We start from the raw sequence: 15067 nt of genomic DNA, 5'->3' as shown, positions 1-15067 counted from the left end.
TATTAAAATCTATATTTATTGAATAATATCCTCGATTTTAAATGCTAGTAATTATCAAATTAGCAGAAAATATTAATTTCAATATAAACACGTAGTATGAATATTCATCTATTTCTATAGACTAATGTACTGATTTATTAAACATTGTTAACAACAATGTTGTACTAAAATATATACACAACATATATTCTAATTATGCATTTTAAAAATTAACAAGAATACATTGAAGTATATTGTTATTGATGATATGATGATTCATTGCATATTTTTTATTGTCAACTTTTTTAGATACAATATATGATAAATATCATGTGATCTTTCTGAATTAAACATAATTCACTTATCATGATCAAAATACAACCAAAATTGTTGTTTTTATCATAATAACTAATTATACTTTCATTAAAATATTATCACTATATATGCATTATGCTTACCATTGTATAAGCAGTTGCTATAACCTAATGCGTAGAATCAGATATAAATGTTACGCATATATGTATTTTGGAATGTATAGCTACTCAGAAGCATTAAAAATGAAGATATTAATAGATAATCCATACAAATTAAAAATTATAAATAATATTTATTTTCATGAATATATGTTGTATATGTTTGAAACGAAATGCTAATTTATAAGTAATTTAAATTATCTATTTTCGGAGATAACATAAGGGATCTACAGATTTTCCTTTATATCTAATTTCAAAATGTAATTTTACTTCATTAGTTCCGCTATTACCCATAGTAGCAATCTTGTCGCCCATTTTAACCGTTTGTTGTTCAGAAACTAATATCTTATCGTTGTGTGCGTAAGCACTAAGATAATGATTATCATGTTTAATGATAATCAAATTACCATATCCCTGCAACGTATTACCAATGTATACTACCTTTCCATTTGCAGCAGCTAATATAGGTTGACCTAAAGCTCCGGATATATCAATTCCTTTGTTACCTCTTTCAGCATCAGAAAAAGTATTAATAATTGTACCATTTGCTGGCCAGTACCAATCCTTAACTACTACTAATTCTGACATGTTTGACGAAGAAACAATATTATGGTATCTATTTATATCCGAATAAGTATTTTTATTCGTTTTATTAAAAAACAATTGTTTTTTAATAAAAAAAAATATTTTCTTTAAAATATTGTCACTATTATTAAAAGAAATAAAAATTCTTCCTGACAATTGTTCAAAATATGACCATATTGTATTATGGTGTACTCGTAAGACTTGTCCTGCTTTTAATACATTTATATCTTTAATATTGTTCATTTTTGCCAAATTTAAACAATTGTTGCCTGTAATCCAAGCGATATAAAATAAAGTATCACCAGATTTTACCGTATACATAGACTTATTATAAAAACCGTGAGTCATATTATTGTATGTATGAACACTAGTAGTGGAGATTTTTTGTGAATACCATATATTTGTTTTCTTATCTTGAGGTATGTGTATTGTAACATCAGAATTTATAGATCGTGATGCATATTTATTACGGTATCTATGGATATTGTCATTAGAACATCCTTCCAGAAATACAAGAATCACTATTATATAAATTATCGATGTGCTATCTACTAGCATAACAGATATACTAAACTCCTTGGATCCTTGCTATTTCTATTAATAATCTATCTATTTCAAAAATCACAAACTATAAATAACTGTACGCGCAAAACGTACATATTCAATACTGATATCAAATGTATATTATATACTTTCAGTATAAATAAATCACTTATAGACTTAAATATAGAAACATGTATATCATACATGGTACACCATGTATGATATACATGTTTTGTAATATACAATAATAGAACCTTTTAGTAATTTTTGTAAGTATCTATAATATTTATAATAACTATATATGTAAATATATTTTTGTTTATAGACAAGGTCCACCAAACCTGTTATTTTATGATTACTTAAATAACAGGTTCTTTATAAAATTTAACAATTTCGTGTTTGTGTATAAATCATTGATGTTATTTCCTCATGAGGAAATATTAAAATAAATAAAATACAAACATATGTATCCGCTTATATGTACAACATACTACTAGTGATCTCAGTAGTATACTAATAACGATAGTAATATTTTCGCTAAATAGAAAACCATCGTGTTTGGTAAATGTATATGTGTTAACTATAAAATAAAAATTGCAATTTTTATACTTTAATAAATATTAACGCGTTAACAAGACCACCGCTACACACGCAATACCTTCAGAGCGACCAATACATCCTAATGTATCAGTGGTAGTCGCTTTTATATTAATGTTAGTTACTGAACAATTTACGTCATTGGACAGATGATGTCGCATCTGATAAATATATGTGTTTATTTTTGGGACTTGTAGGATCACAGTAATATCTATATTTCCTAATAAGTACCCTTGCATGATAATTTTTTCCCAAGTAATTCGTAATAATTTTCGACTATCTATATTGTTATATTTAGCGTCAGTATCTGGAAACATTGAACCAATATCACCATAGCAAGCAGCTCCCAATAAAGCATCAATTAGCGCATGAACCATGACATCGCCATCGGAATGTGCTCGTATTCCTGTCATATAGGGAATGATCACTCCTCCGATAATAAGCGGTCGACATCCTCCAAATTGATGCATATCAAAACCATAGCCAATACGTAACATACTTTAACTATCCTGTTAAGTTTTTTTATATAATTTAGACAAATAAAAACTAACTAACCTTAAATCATCCTGATGAGTAACTTTTATATTATCTGCACGACCTTGTATCAAAATGGACGTGTACCCACAATATTCTACAGCTGATGCTTCATCAGTAATACTAATTTTATTTTTTAAAGCTTTTTTGAGACAACATTTTAAAAGATCACAATTAAATAACTGTGGGGTCAAAGCATGCCATAAATTTTCACGATCTACAGTATATCTTATAAAATTAGTCCCATGATAAGTTCTTTTGATAGTATTACAGATTGGTATTGCTAAAATTCCACCTACTTGAGAAAATTTTGTGATTTCAAATAACCTCAATAAATCTTCATGATGTAAACAAGGACGCACCGCGTCATGTACTATAACCCAAACTGATTTGTTTACATGTTGCAACCCAGCCATGACTGAATCAGCGCGCGTTTGTCCTCCAACAACCACACTAATTCTAGGATCACAAGAAATAGATAATTGACGAAACCAACGATCACGTGCATTAATTACTACTATACAATGACGAATACATGATTGACATAATAGGGCGTTAATAGAATATTCAAGCAAAGTTTTATCGCCTATTGTATAATATTGTTTCGGCAATACACTTTTCATACGTTTTCCAGTTCCTGCCGCTGGAAGAATAGCAGTGATATCCGGAAAATTGTTTTCAACACATTTAGCATGCGAAATCATATACACCAATATCATTAAACCAAAGCATTGATGTTTATTTAATTAATATTGTTATCACAATTTTATTAGATAAAAAGTCTCATCGAGTTTAATCATACCAAGATCATATCTTGATCGCTCTTCAATTGCTTCATATCCATGAATCAATTCATAAATTTCATATAACAATTGATTATTACGAGCCTTCATTTGATCAATATTATTTATACTCTTATATAATTTAATTGTATTATGGATGTATATCAAATCATACAGGCCATTTTTACCCAACCAAAGTGAATATTGTAACCAAACAAACAACACCAACAACAGACAACTCAACTTGTTCATATGTTTACACTGTCAATTCATTATATTTAGTAATAATATATCAATTGCATTCACCGTATCCATTAATTTGCTGTCATTGACAATAAATAAAACATCTATTAAATAAGTAACGACAACCATTAAAGACATAATAATATGTAGTTGTTGATATGGCGCATAATATATACTAGAATTAATGAATTAATTCGGAATAATTATACATCATTTGCTTATTGCAGAATATCTCTTTTTACAAAGATTTATTTCAGGTTATTATACAAAATAATTGCTGCTAGCAGGAACAGTGTTTTCCATACATCATCTATCCCATTGTAAAAAATAACTATTCATAAAATTACTAAACATATAAATCCATGTTGTGTATTATCTAGTATGATGATCTATTTTACACAAAGATTCAATAAATGATGAACGCAATATTTGATCGATTAATTCTATTATCGATTTTTGACCATCTAAGCATAGATCTGGTTTTTTTGGTCTTTCATAAAGAGAGCTTATACCAGTAAAATCTTCTATTTCTCCAGATCTAGCTTTTTTATACAAACCTTTTGGATCGCGTTTTTCGCAAACATATAACGGAGTATCAACAAATATTTCAATAAAACAATTAACAGGAAACATACTACGTACCATTTTACGCTCAGAATGATAGGGAGAAATAAATGTCGCTAATACTACCACACCAGCATCAACCATCAATCGTGCTGTCTCTCCTACCCGACGTATATTTTCATAGCGATCATGATTGCTAAATCCTAAATCACGACATAATCCATGTCGTATATTATCTCCGTCCAATATATACGTGCTGATATTTCTATCATGTAACTTTTTTTCCAAAATACTAGCTAAAATTGATTTCCCAGATCCTGATAGCCCTGTAAACCATAGTAATATAGCACGATGTTTATGTAAAAGCTCACGATCTCGTTGTTTTATACAATAAGTGTGCCAGAAAATATTTCTGTTAGAGATACGATTAATGTTATTATTAGTCATTATATAATAATCGTTATGATAAATCTTGGATATTCCAATGAGGAAAATGAAGACGAATAAATCTATGTAATGCTAATTCGAATTCACTATAATTTTTGTTGCGTTCGCGATTACAGTGTACGATAGGCGCACGAACCATTCCAGCTCCTACAGTCTCATTCGTGAATAAATCAATAAATATCATGCTACCAGTTGTTGGGTAACGAGAATACTGATCTAATATCAATGGTTCATCAAATGACAATTTGATCAACCCAATTCCGTTGAATGGTATCGTATTTGTTGGTTGGGATTGTAAGGTATGTACATCTATTTGATGTTCTATACTTCTTACTTGCGCTCTTATAATTTTAGTAGCAATCTTAATATTAAAATATTGATTTTCTTTTAACGCTTCCTTCTTCATCCATACTACATCCACTAATGCACTTTGAACGGGCGTAACAGTAGCATAAGAATCAATTATCATATCTCCTCTATTAATATCAAGGTCATCTTCTAAGGTTACAATAACTGCTTCTCCAGCCCAAGCATGTGTTTGGTCTGCATTAAATGTGATAATACGTTTAATAGTAGAAGTAGTATTTGATGGAAAAATGTTAATACGTTGTCCAATATGCATACTGCCAGCAGCGATAGTACCAGAATAACCCCTAAAATCTGAATTATGACGAATTACATACTGTATCGGGAAACGCAATTCTTGTCCCTCAAAGTATGCAGAACTATTTATATGAATATCTTCCAATATATCCAACAATGTTGGACCATCGTACCACTTCATATTTGTTGATAATGTTGTAACGTTATCTCCATCTAAAGCAGATATTGGAACAAATTTGGTATTTATCTTAGTAGATAACTGCTGAGTAAACTGTAAATATTCTTTGCTAATTTTTTGAAATATCTTTTGATTGTAATTTATTAAATCCATTTTATTAATTGCTACTATGAGATATCGAATACCTAAAAGCATAGTGATAAACCAATGTCTTCTAGTTTGATTCTGTATGCCTTTACGAGCATCAACTAATAAAATAGCTAATTCACTAGTAGAGGCCCCAGTAACCATATTTTTTGTATATTCTGCATGTCCTGGAGTATCAGCAATGATAAATTTACGTTTTCTAGTAAAAAAATAACGGTAAGCAACATCTATAGTAATGCCTTGCGCACGTTCTGATTGTAATCCATCTACCAACAATGCTAAATCTAATTTATTGTTTTGAGTGCCAATTTTTTTACTATCCGCATGAAGAATAGATAGTTGATCATCATAAATCTGATAAGAGTCATGCAATAATCGTCCTATTAAAGTGCTTTTTCCATCATCTACGCTACCGCATGTAATAAAACGTAACAACATTTTATTTTGTTGTGCATATAAATAATTTTCAATCCCTCCGTGACTGACAATTTCTTGTTCTATTCCTCTAATCATAATGGTTCCCTAAAAATACCCTTGACGTTTTTTGCTTTCCATAGATCCGGATTGATCAAAATCTATGATTCGCCCTTGGCGCTCACTTTTTTTAGATATTAACATTTCTTCAATTATTTTAGGTAATGTCTCTGCTTGAGATTCTATCGCTCCGGTCAATGGCCAACATCCCAACGTACGAAATCGTATCATACGTTTTTCTATAAATTCCCCAGGCTTAAGATTAATACGATTGTCATCTACCATAATTAAATTGCCGTCTCTGCATATCACAGGTCTATTTTTTGCTAAATATAGCGGCACTATGTCAATTTTTTCAAAGAAAATATACTGCCAAATATCCAACTCTGTCCAATTAGATAATGGAAATACACGAATACTTTCTCCTTTATTAATTTTACTATTATAATTATACCATAATTCCGGACGTTGCTTTCTAGGATTCCAGGAATGAAATTTATCTCGAAACGAATAAATCCGCTCTTTAGCTCTAACTTTTTCTTCATCACGACGAGCGCCTCCAAAAGCAGCATCAAATCCATACTGATTCAACGCTTGTTTAAGTGCTTCTGTTTTCATGATATCTGTATATTTGGCGCTACCATGAACAAATGGATCAATTCCCATAGAGATACCTTCTAGATTTTTATGAACTAATAACTCAAAACCATACGACTTAGCGGTATTGTCACGAAATACATACATTTCATGAAATTTCCAGCCAGTATCAATATGTAACAAAGGAAAAGGTAATGTGCTAGGATGAAATGCTTTTCGTGCTAAATGCAACATCACCGAAGAATCTTTACCAACAGAATACAACATAACTGGTTTGCAAAATTCAGCAACTACTTCGCGAATAATATAGATACTTTCTGATTCTAATCTATGCAAATAAGTAACATGTTTTTTATTTTGAATCATATATTACCCTTTTTAATTTATATCAAATTAATAATTGAATTAATAGAATAGTAATTCAGCGCTTTCTGACCAAACCAATTTATTTTATCATGTAACGATACAACATCACCAATAACTAACAAGGTGGGATAATCAGCCATTTTTGCCAATTTTTCTAATTCCATTAAGGTACCAATTAAAATTTTTTGATTTTGATATGTTCCCCGACTGATTACAGCTACCGGGGTATGCATATTTCGTCCATGAATGATTAGATTCTTACTAATGTTTACAGCATTCATCTTACCCATATAAATTACTAACGTCTGTTTATTATTTGATAAAAAATTCCAGTTAAATTGATTATCACTGTTTGCATTATGCCCGGTAATGAAAACAACACTATGAGCATACTTTCTATGAGTTAATGGAATACCAGCGTACGCTGTAACACCGATACCTGCTGTAATACCAGGAACTACTTGAAAAGGAATGCCTGCTTCCGATACTGTTTGTAATTCCTCTCCACCCCGACCAAAAATAAATGAATCTCCTCCCTTAAGCCTGACAACTTTATTTCCTTTTTGCGCTAATTGCACTATGAATTGATTGAGTTCTTTTTGAGAAATTGAATGATTCCCAACATGTTTTCCGACGCAAATTTTATCAGCATCTCGACGAGCTAAATCTAGAACAGCTGAACTTACCAAGTGATCATATAGTATTACATCTGCTTGTTGCATTGCTTGCAGCCCCCTAATAGTTAACAATCCTATATCTCCGGGACCTGCTCCTACTAACGTTACATTGCCTTTTTTGTTATTATTATTATCGCCTTCGATATTACTAAGCGCATATTTAAAAGCTTCATTGGCTTCTTTAGGCCTACCCTGTTCAATTAACGTAACAATATGATCATTATAAAATATTTTTTCCCAAAAACAACGTCTGCATGCTGGATCTACAATACGTTGTTTTACTCGATTACGCCATGTTCCAGCCAATTTTGCTAAAAACCCGAGAGACTTTGGTAATAACAATTCTAGTTTTTCACGTAAAATACGCACTAGTGTAGGTGCTTTGCCGCAAGAAGAAATTCCTATTAACACAGGATCTCGATCAACAATAGCAGGAAAAATACACGAACATTTATTCTTGTCGTCCACAGTATTTATTAAAATATTTCGTTTTTCAGCACTTTGGTATATTAAAGTATTTAATTTAGAATCATTGGTGGCCACAATTACTAAAATTACTTGATTTAACATAATAGGGTGAAAATTTTCATTGATCCAACTAATATTTTGTACAAGTAAAACTTTTTTTAATTCTGGACAAAGAGTGGGCGCTACTATTGTGATAGTAGCGCCCACTCTTTGTAGCATTTGTATTTTACGCGCAGCAACAGCACCCCCTCCAACTACTAACACTGGCCTATTTTTAAGATCAACAAAGAGCGGTAAATATTCCACAGAATTATGTTTATGATTAAATGTGATAAGTATTAACAAATATTTAACATATATGTAATATTTTTTATAGATATTCTCATATCTAGTATATGCATTTTTAGAAATTTAATATTTTACTTTCATACAATAATATATATATGATCATATATTTTGTATAATCAGAAAAATATGACTACTCATACTTTAATCTAATTATTGTTAACAACATATATTATTACTGACGTATTTATCATATATGTATAAATAAAGTATATCAAATAACCATTTCATATAAATAATAAATTTCAATCAATAATATGTAAACCACATTCACGTTGTAACCCAAAGAAACGTGTATCTTCTTCTTTCATACCTGGTTCCCATTTTCTGCTAGTATGCACATCTCCTATAGACACATACCCTTGTTTCCACAATGGATGATATTCTAAAGAATGTTTTTTAATGTATTTATGAATCTGAGGCGTATCCCAATCAATTATAGGTAGAAACTTAAAAACTCCATTCTGAATAGTTATTATTGGCAAATTTTTACGACTATCTGATTGATTCCTTCTTAGTCCTGCAAACCATGTTTTCACTTTAAGTATTCTTAAAGCACGATGCATAGGTTCGACTTTATTGATAGCATTGTATTGTTTGATTCCTTTTATTCCCTGCTCCCATAATTTACCATATCGTGCTTCTTGCCATGCTGCAGATTGCTTTGGAGAAAATACATGTAAATTTAATTGCATTTTTTCTGTCAGTCGATCTACAAATCGATATGTTTCTGGAAATAAATAGCCAGTATCAATTAAAACAATCGGAATGTTAGGATAATGATGAGTAGTTAAATGTAAACTGACTGATGACTGAATACCAAAGCTTGAAGATAATATTGCTTGTTTAGGCAGGTGTTCTATAGCCCACATAAATCTGTCTTCCGTCTTCAAAGATTCCAAATATTGATTTATTTGCATTAATATCAAACGCTGTTCATTTATATCCAGTGAATTGAGTTCTGTAGAGGTCCAATAATGATTGACCACATTGAATAGTTTATTCATAAAAATCTTTTTCAGAATTTAAAACAGCCTTAACTATCCCAGACCTTACTACATAATCTCCGTAAGATTCTTGATGATTTCTTTCTTGAGACCAACGTCTAATAGTTGTGTCAAGAATATTTAAAATATCACCTTCTGTAATATTTTCTTTGTACAATCTAGGAATGCGCGTGCCGATATTATTACCCCCTAAATAAAGGTTATAACGCCCAATTGATCTTCCTGTTAATCCAATTTCTGATAACATTGCACGAGCACAACCGTTTGGACAACCTGTTACCCGTAAAATAATAGCATCTTTTCCTAGTTTATACTTTGACATGATATTTTCTATTTTAGTAACAAATTCTGGTAAAAATCGTTCTGCTTCTGCCATAGCTAATGGACAAGTAGGAAAAGCTACACATGCCATAGATGCTTTTCGTTGCGGCGTGATATGATCATTAATCACGCCATACTTTTTCAATGTGCTTTCTATAATGAATTTATTATCCTTGGATACTCCTGAAATAATCAAATTTTGATTTGCAGTTAATCTAAAGGATCCTAAATGTATTCGTGCAACTTCTGCGATTCCACGTTTTAATAATTTACGGGGATCATGATTTGATATTCTTCCGTTTTCTATAAATACAGTAAGATGCCAACAACTATCAATACCCTGTACCCACCCAAATCGGTCTCCTCTATCTGTAAATACGTAAGGATGAATTAGACGGAATCTTATTCCAGAACGACGTTCAACTTCTGCTTTAAATGTATTTACTCCAACTCGAGCTAAAGTATACTTTGTTTTAGCATGTTTACGATTAGATCTATCCCCCCAATCTCTTTGTGTGGTGACCACAGCTTCTGCAATCTTTAAAATATCTTTTGTATCAATATATCCAAATTCACTAGCTTTACGAGGATATGTAGTGATATCTCCGTAATTCATCGCCAGTCCCCCGCCGACTAATACATTAAAACCAATTATCTGATCAGTTTTATCACCCTTGATAGCAATAAAACTAAGATCATTAGCATGAACATCCACATCATTTATCGGCGGTATCGCAATTGCTATTTTAAATTTACGAGGCAAATAAGTAGCACTTAAAATTGGCTCAGAATCTGTAGATTCTGTTTTTTTTGCATCTAGCCAAATTTCTGCATATGCATGAGATTTCGGTAACAAATGTGCAGAAATACTTTTTGCTAATTCCCATACTTGACAGTGTAATGTTGATTCCATCGGATTAGCTGTGCATATTACATTGCGATTTACATCTCCAGCGGTAGCTATAGAATCCAATCCCAATTTATTTAACAAACGATGCATATTTTTTAAGTTAGGTTTCAGCAAACCATGTAGTTGAAAGGTTTGTCGAGTAGTAAGACGTATTGTTCCATATAAGGTATATTTTTCTGAAAAGTCATCGATAGCTAGCCATTGTTGTGGGGTAATTACACCACCCGGTAAACGACAACGTAGCATCATATTAATTAATGGTTCTAATTTTTGATTTGCTCGCTCTATGCGTACATCACGATCATCTTGTTGATACATACCGTGAAATCTAATTAATTGAGAATCTTCTGCATTAAAACCGCCAGTTAAATTATTGTCTAAATTTTGAGCAATAGTACCTCTTAAAAAATTGCTTGTTCGTTTTATTCGCTCATTATCAGATAATAAGCTTATATTTTTGTCATCATTATTATATTTTTTATTCATTAGTAAATATCTCTCTGATAACGATGTTGTATTCGCATATCATGCCAAAATTCATTCGCTTTATCCAAATTCATACCCCCATGTTTAGATACCAACATAACTAAAGCTTTATCTACATCTCGAGCCATATATTTAGCATCGCCACATACATAAACATGAGCTCCTTCTTGAATCCATGACCAAAGTTCAACACTATTTTTTAATAATTTGTTTTGCACATAGATCTTAACATCTTGATCTCTAGACCAAGCTGTATCAATTTTGGTCAATAAACCATCCCTAACATAACGTTGCCATTCAATTTGATAAAGAAAATCATCTATAAATCTTAAATTCCCAAAAAATAACCAGTTTTTTCCTGATGCACCATCTGCAGCTCGTTGTTGCATAAAAGCACGAAACGGAGCAATACCTGTCCCAGCTCCAATCATAATTACTGGAGCATTGAGATTGTTTGGCAACCTAAAATTATTATTAGATTCAATAAAAATACGTATTTTTTCATTTTCTTTTATACGATCTACTAAATAACTGCTAGCACCACCTGTTCTCAAACGTTCATTTACTTTGTAACGGATCACACTCACAGTAATATGCACTTCCTCTCCCACTTCTGATTGAGAAGAAGAAATAGAATAAAATCGGGGTTGCATAGGACGTAATATTTGCAATAACTCTTGAGGACTTATTGTAATTGACACATGATGCATCATTTCAATAATAGGTGTAGTTAAAATGAATTTATTTAATTTTTCTTGATCGTTAAATAAATCAAGCAACATTTTATCTTGAGCGATAGTAGCTACATTTTTTACAAAAACAGGAGTATTATGTGTTAATTCATAATTTTTTTTCAATGCCTCCGTAAGAAGCATTGATTTTTCTTTAATCTGTACCCGCTCAGTTCCTTTTAAGCTTAATAAATCTAATAATTCATTAATAAGATTTGGATCGTTTTCATACCAGACCCCTAATGCATCTCCTGGTTGGTAATGTAAATTAGAATCAGTAATATCAATTTCTAAATGATGCACATCTTTAAATGAATTACGACTAGTAATTTTATATCTTGTTGATAAATGAGCAACTAATGGATTGTCTTTATTATATACAGTATTATTTGCTCGTTCAATATCATAAATTCTATTATTTTTATTAAATATAGGAGTAGATATTATCTTGTTTTTTAACAAAAGGACTATTTTTTTTCTCCATATTTTAGTTTCTTGTTTAAAATCAATATCGACATCGACTCGATCGCATAACCGATGCGCTCCAAGTTCTTCTAATCGCAGATCAAAATCTTTTCCAGCTTTAGCAAAATATTCATAGGATTGATCCCCAAAACTGAATACAGCAAAATACGTATTTTCCATTTTAGTTGCTTTATTAGAAAATAAATATCTGTGCAACGCAATCGCTTCTTCTGGAGGCTCTCCCTCTCCATATGTAGAAGTAATAATAATTAACAATGTTTCTTGAGAAATTCGTTTAAATTTATAATCTCCAGCGTTGAACAATACTACGTCCAAATTAGCCGCAGTAATATCACCAAGTAATTGCTCAGCTAATCGACGCGCATTGCCAGTTTGAGAAGCAGATATTAAGGTGATTTTTTTATTAAGATAAACATCAGTAATTTTAGTTTTTTTAGAAATATCTGCAGTATTATCAGATTTCATAACACCTGTTAATCCCCACAAATACCCTGATATCCAAATCAGTTGAGCACTAGATAAAGTATCAAAAAATGATTGAATATAATCTAATTGTTCTGAAGTTAACGGTGTTATTTCGTTATATGCATTTTTTTTCATCGTTAAACCAAACTACTTAATATTGTCTTATAGATAACAAAACTTATGAATTAAGCCACGCACATCTTGCTAAAATACTTACATATCCACGTAATCTAATTTAATTTAGCTAAGTATCAAACAATATGGATTATTAACATACATAAATACACTAAATATGAACAAAAAATTCATATTTAATTAATAAATATTATTCAAAATTATGTGTTATTATTATTTTTCAAATAATATAAATCTAAATGAAATATAACAACGTACGATATTATTGACCACTGCTATTATAGTGGTGTAGTAATGCAAATTAATTTATATTATCAATAATAGTTTTTTTGAACTAACAAGAAATAATTTATTACACAAGTATAACAAACACATATTAAAAAATTAACCCATATCGATACATATACATATTTATATACCTAATATGATTAGCACCTCTAGTTTAATAATAATCATTATTATATGTTTATTTAGATCAAAATCACGTAAATTAATTATTTTTACTTAACACTCTTCTATTATCAAGTAATAAGAAAACTGTCGCATTCTGGTTGCTCTATAAACAACATTTGTTTATTTAGTTTTATGTAGATTTGCAAACATAATTAATTGCAAATCAGTTACAACATGGTTGTATCTTTTTAAATCTATGAAGCACTCCTTTTTTGCCTAAAATTTCTTCTATACGTATTAGTTGATTGTATTTAGCTACACGTTCAGAACAACGAACAGGTCCAGTCTTAATCTGACCCGCAGAAGTGCCCACTGCTATATCAGCAATACTTGTATCTTCAGTTTCTCCAGAACGGTGCGAAATAATTGTGGTATATCCTGCGTTTTTAGCCATTCTAATAGTATCTAATGTTTCAGTTAATGATCCTATTTGATTACATTTAATTAAAATAGAATTTGCGATATTTCGATTAATACCTATTTGTAACAGATTTAAGTTAGTTACGAACAAGTCGTCTCCTATTAATTGAATTTTATTACCAAGAACTTTGGTTTGATAAGCAAAACCATCCCAATCATATTCACTCTGTCCATCTTCAATAGAAACTATTGAGTGTTCTTGTGCTAATAATGACAAATAATGAGTAAACTCTTCAGAAGTAAAAAATTTTTTTTCACTTTTTATGTTATATTTAGCAATAGATGTATCAAATAATTCAGATGCAGCGCAATCTATTGCTAGCACGACATCTTCTCCTAAGACATAATGGGACTGTTCTACAGACTCTTTTATTAACTCTAACGCAATAGTATGAGAACTAATATTAGGAGCATACCCCCCCTCATCGCCTAACTGTGTAGATATTCTTTTTTTCTTTAATATTATCCCTAAAGTATGCGATATTTCAGATCCCATCTGAATTGCTGCCTTGATTGTTTTTGCTCCAACCGGTACAATCATAAACTCCTGAATATCTAAATCATTATCAGCGTGCCTGCCTCCATTAATAATGTTCATCATAGGAAGTGGCATGATAAATGCATTCGTTGGCGCATCATATAAATCAGCAATATGATGATATAATGGAACATTTTTAAATGCCGAAGCCGCTTTCGCCGCTGCCAAAGAAACACTCAAGATAGCATTAGAACCAAATTTTGATTTATTACGAGTGCCATCTAGATCAATCATAATGGCGTCAATAACGCGTTGTTGTGTCACATCTATACCCATTAATGCCTGGTGAATAGGTCCATTTACAGCATTTACCGCTTTTATTACCCCTTTTCCAAAAAACCGATTTTTATCATTATCTCGCAATTCTAAAGCTTCCTGGGAACCAACAGATGCTCCAGATGGTACAGATGCTAATCTAGAACCACCGTTAATATATACTTCAGCTTCCACTGTTGGATTACCACGAGAATCAATAACTTCACGTCCAGTAATGTGCAAAATCTTAGGCATATA

12 protein-coding genes are annotated in these 15067 nt (G+C 31.0%); all 12 read right to left on the bottom strand.

Annotation, left to right across the window (positions count from 1 at the left end; translation table 11 throughout):
• Positions 1 to 653: 653 nt before the first annotated feature.
• Positions 654 to 1595: a peptidoglycan DD-metalloendopeptidase family protein gene (locus CBquer539_RS00860; protein WP_500836582.1), complete on the bottom strand. Its 942-nt coding sequence runs from the start codon at positions 1593 to 1595 to the stop codon at positions 654 to 656.
• Between the two features lie 605 nt (positions 1596 to 2200).
• Positions 2201 to 2674, bottom strand: a complete 474-nt coding sequence (gene ispF, locus CBquer539_RS00855) for a 2-C-methyl-D-erythritol 2,4-cyclodiphosphate synthase (RefSeq protein WP_500836581.1) — start codon at positions 2672 to 2674, stop codon at positions 2201 to 2203.
• 15 nt (positions 2675 to 2689) lie between these two features.
• On the bottom strand, positions 2690 to 3415 hold the full coding sequence (ispD, locus tag CBquer539_RS00850; RefSeq protein WP_500836580.1) for a 2-C-methyl-D-erythritol 4-phosphate cytidylyltransferase: 726 nt from the start codon (positions 3413 to 3415) through the stop codon (positions 2690 to 2692).
• A 54-nt stretch (positions 3416 to 3469) separates the two neighbouring features.
• Entirely contained in the window at positions 3470 to 3745 is a 276-nt protein-coding gene (locus tag CBquer539_RS00845; RefSeq protein WP_500836579.1) for a septum formation initiator family protein, read from the bottom strand.
• A gap of 363 nt (positions 3746 to 4108) precedes the next feature.
• A complete protein-coding gene (gene cysC / locus CBquer539_RS00840; RefSeq protein ID WP_500836578.1) occupies positions 4109 to 4747 on the bottom strand; it encodes an adenylyl-sulfate kinase in 639 nt (212 codons plus the stop codon).
• Positions 4748 to 4760: 13 nt separating this feature from the next.
• The gene (gene cysN, locus CBquer539_RS00835) at positions 4761 to 6188 is read right to left on the bottom strand and encodes a sulfate adenylyltransferase subunit CysN (protein ID WP_500836577.1); all 1428 of its coding nucleotides are present in this window, start codon (positions 6186 to 6188) and stop codon (positions 4761 to 4763) included.
• A gap of 9 nt (positions 6189 to 6197) precedes the next feature.
• Complete coding sequence (gene cysD / locus CBquer539_RS00830; protein WP_500836576.1) at positions 6198 to 7112, bottom strand: sulfate adenylyltransferase subunit CysD; 915 nt, start codon at positions 7110 to 7112, stop codon at positions 6198 to 6200.
• A 17-nt stretch (positions 7113 to 7129) separates the two neighbouring features.
• A complete protein-coding gene (gene cysG / locus CBquer539_RS00825) occupies positions 7130 to 8563 on the bottom strand; it encodes a siroheme synthase CysG (protein ID WP_500836575.1) in 1434 nt (477 codons plus the stop codon).
• A 284-nt stretch (positions 8564 to 8847) separates the two neighbouring features.
• The gene (locus tag CBquer539_RS00820) at positions 8848 to 9609 is read right to left on the bottom strand and encodes a phosphoadenylyl-sulfate reductase (protein WP_500836574.1); all 762 of its coding nucleotides are present in this window, start codon (positions 9607 to 9609) and stop codon (positions 8848 to 8850) included.
• A complete protein-coding gene (cysI, locus tag CBquer539_RS00815; protein ID WP_500836573.1) occupies positions 9602 to 11326 on the bottom strand; it encodes an assimilatory sulfite reductase (NADPH) hemoprotein subunit in 1725 nt (574 codons plus the stop codon). The genes CBquer539_RS00820 and cysI overlap by 8 nt, the downstream gene beginning before the upstream one ends.
• Positions 11326 to 13143: an NADPH-dependent assimilatory sulfite reductase flavoprotein subunit gene (gene cysJ, locus CBquer539_RS00810; RefSeq protein ID WP_500836572.1), complete on the bottom strand. Its 1818-nt coding sequence runs from the start codon at positions 13141 to 13143 to the stop codon at positions 11326 to 11328. The genes cysI and cysJ overlap by 1 nt, the downstream gene beginning before the upstream one ends.
• 616 nt (positions 13144 to 13759) lie before the next feature.
• Positions 13760 to 15064, bottom strand: a complete 1305-nt coding sequence (eno, locus tag CBquer539_RS00805; protein ID WP_500836571.1) for a phosphopyruvate hydratase — start codon at positions 15062 to 15064, stop codon at positions 13760 to 13762.
• Between the last annotated feature and the right edge of the window lie 3 nt (positions 15065 to 15067).

The sequence above is a fragment of the Blochmannia endosymbiont of Camponotus quercicola genome (assembly GCF_059935335.1).
This window is presented reverse-complemented; position numbering and strand designations above follow the sequence as displayed.

What these genes read in the sequence shown, in the direction of transcription:
- cysN (WP_500836577.1), bottom strand. Translation starts at nt 6,188, where the DNA reads ATGATTAGAGGAATAGAACAAGAAATTGTCAGTCACGGAGGGATTGAA.
- eno (WP_500836571.1), bottom strand. Translation starts at nt 15,064, where the DNA reads ATGCCTAAGATTTTGCACATTACTGGACGTGAAGTTATTGATTCTCGT.
- CBquer539_RS00860 (WP_500836582.1), bottom strand. Translation starts at nt 1,595, where the DNA reads ATGCTAGTAGATAGCACATCGATAATTTATATAATAGTGATTCTTGTA.
- ispF (WP_500836581.1), bottom strand. Translation starts at nt 2,674, where the DNA reads ATGTTACGTATTGGCTATGGTTTTGATATGCATCAATTTGGAGGATGT.
- ispD (WP_500836580.1), bottom strand. Translation starts at nt 3,415, where the DNA reads ATGATTTCGCATGCTAAATGTGTTGAAAACAATTTTCCGGATATCACT.
- cysC (WP_500836578.1), bottom strand. Translation starts at nt 4,747, where the DNA reads ATGACTAATAATAACATTAATCGTATCTCTAACAGAAATATTTTCTGG.
- CBquer539_RS00845 (WP_500836579.1), bottom strand. Translation starts at nt 3,745, where the DNA reads ATGAACAAGTTGAGTTGTCTGTTGTTGGTGTTGTTTGTTTGGTTACAA.
- cysI (WP_500836573.1), bottom strand. Translation starts at nt 11,326, where the DNA reads ATGAATAAAAAATATAATAATGATGACAAAAATATAAGCTTATTATCT.
- cysD (WP_500836576.1), bottom strand. Translation starts at nt 7,112, where the DNA reads ATGATTCAAAATAAAAAACATGTTACTTATTTGCATAGATTAGAATCA.
- cysJ (WP_500836572.1), bottom strand. Translation starts at nt 13,143, where the DNA reads ATGAAAAAAAATGCATATAACGAAATAACACCGTTAACTTCAGAACAA.
- CBquer539_RS00820 (WP_500836574.1), bottom strand. Translation starts at nt 9,609, where the DNA reads ATGAATAAACTATTCAATGTGGTCAATCATTATTGGACCTCTACAGAA.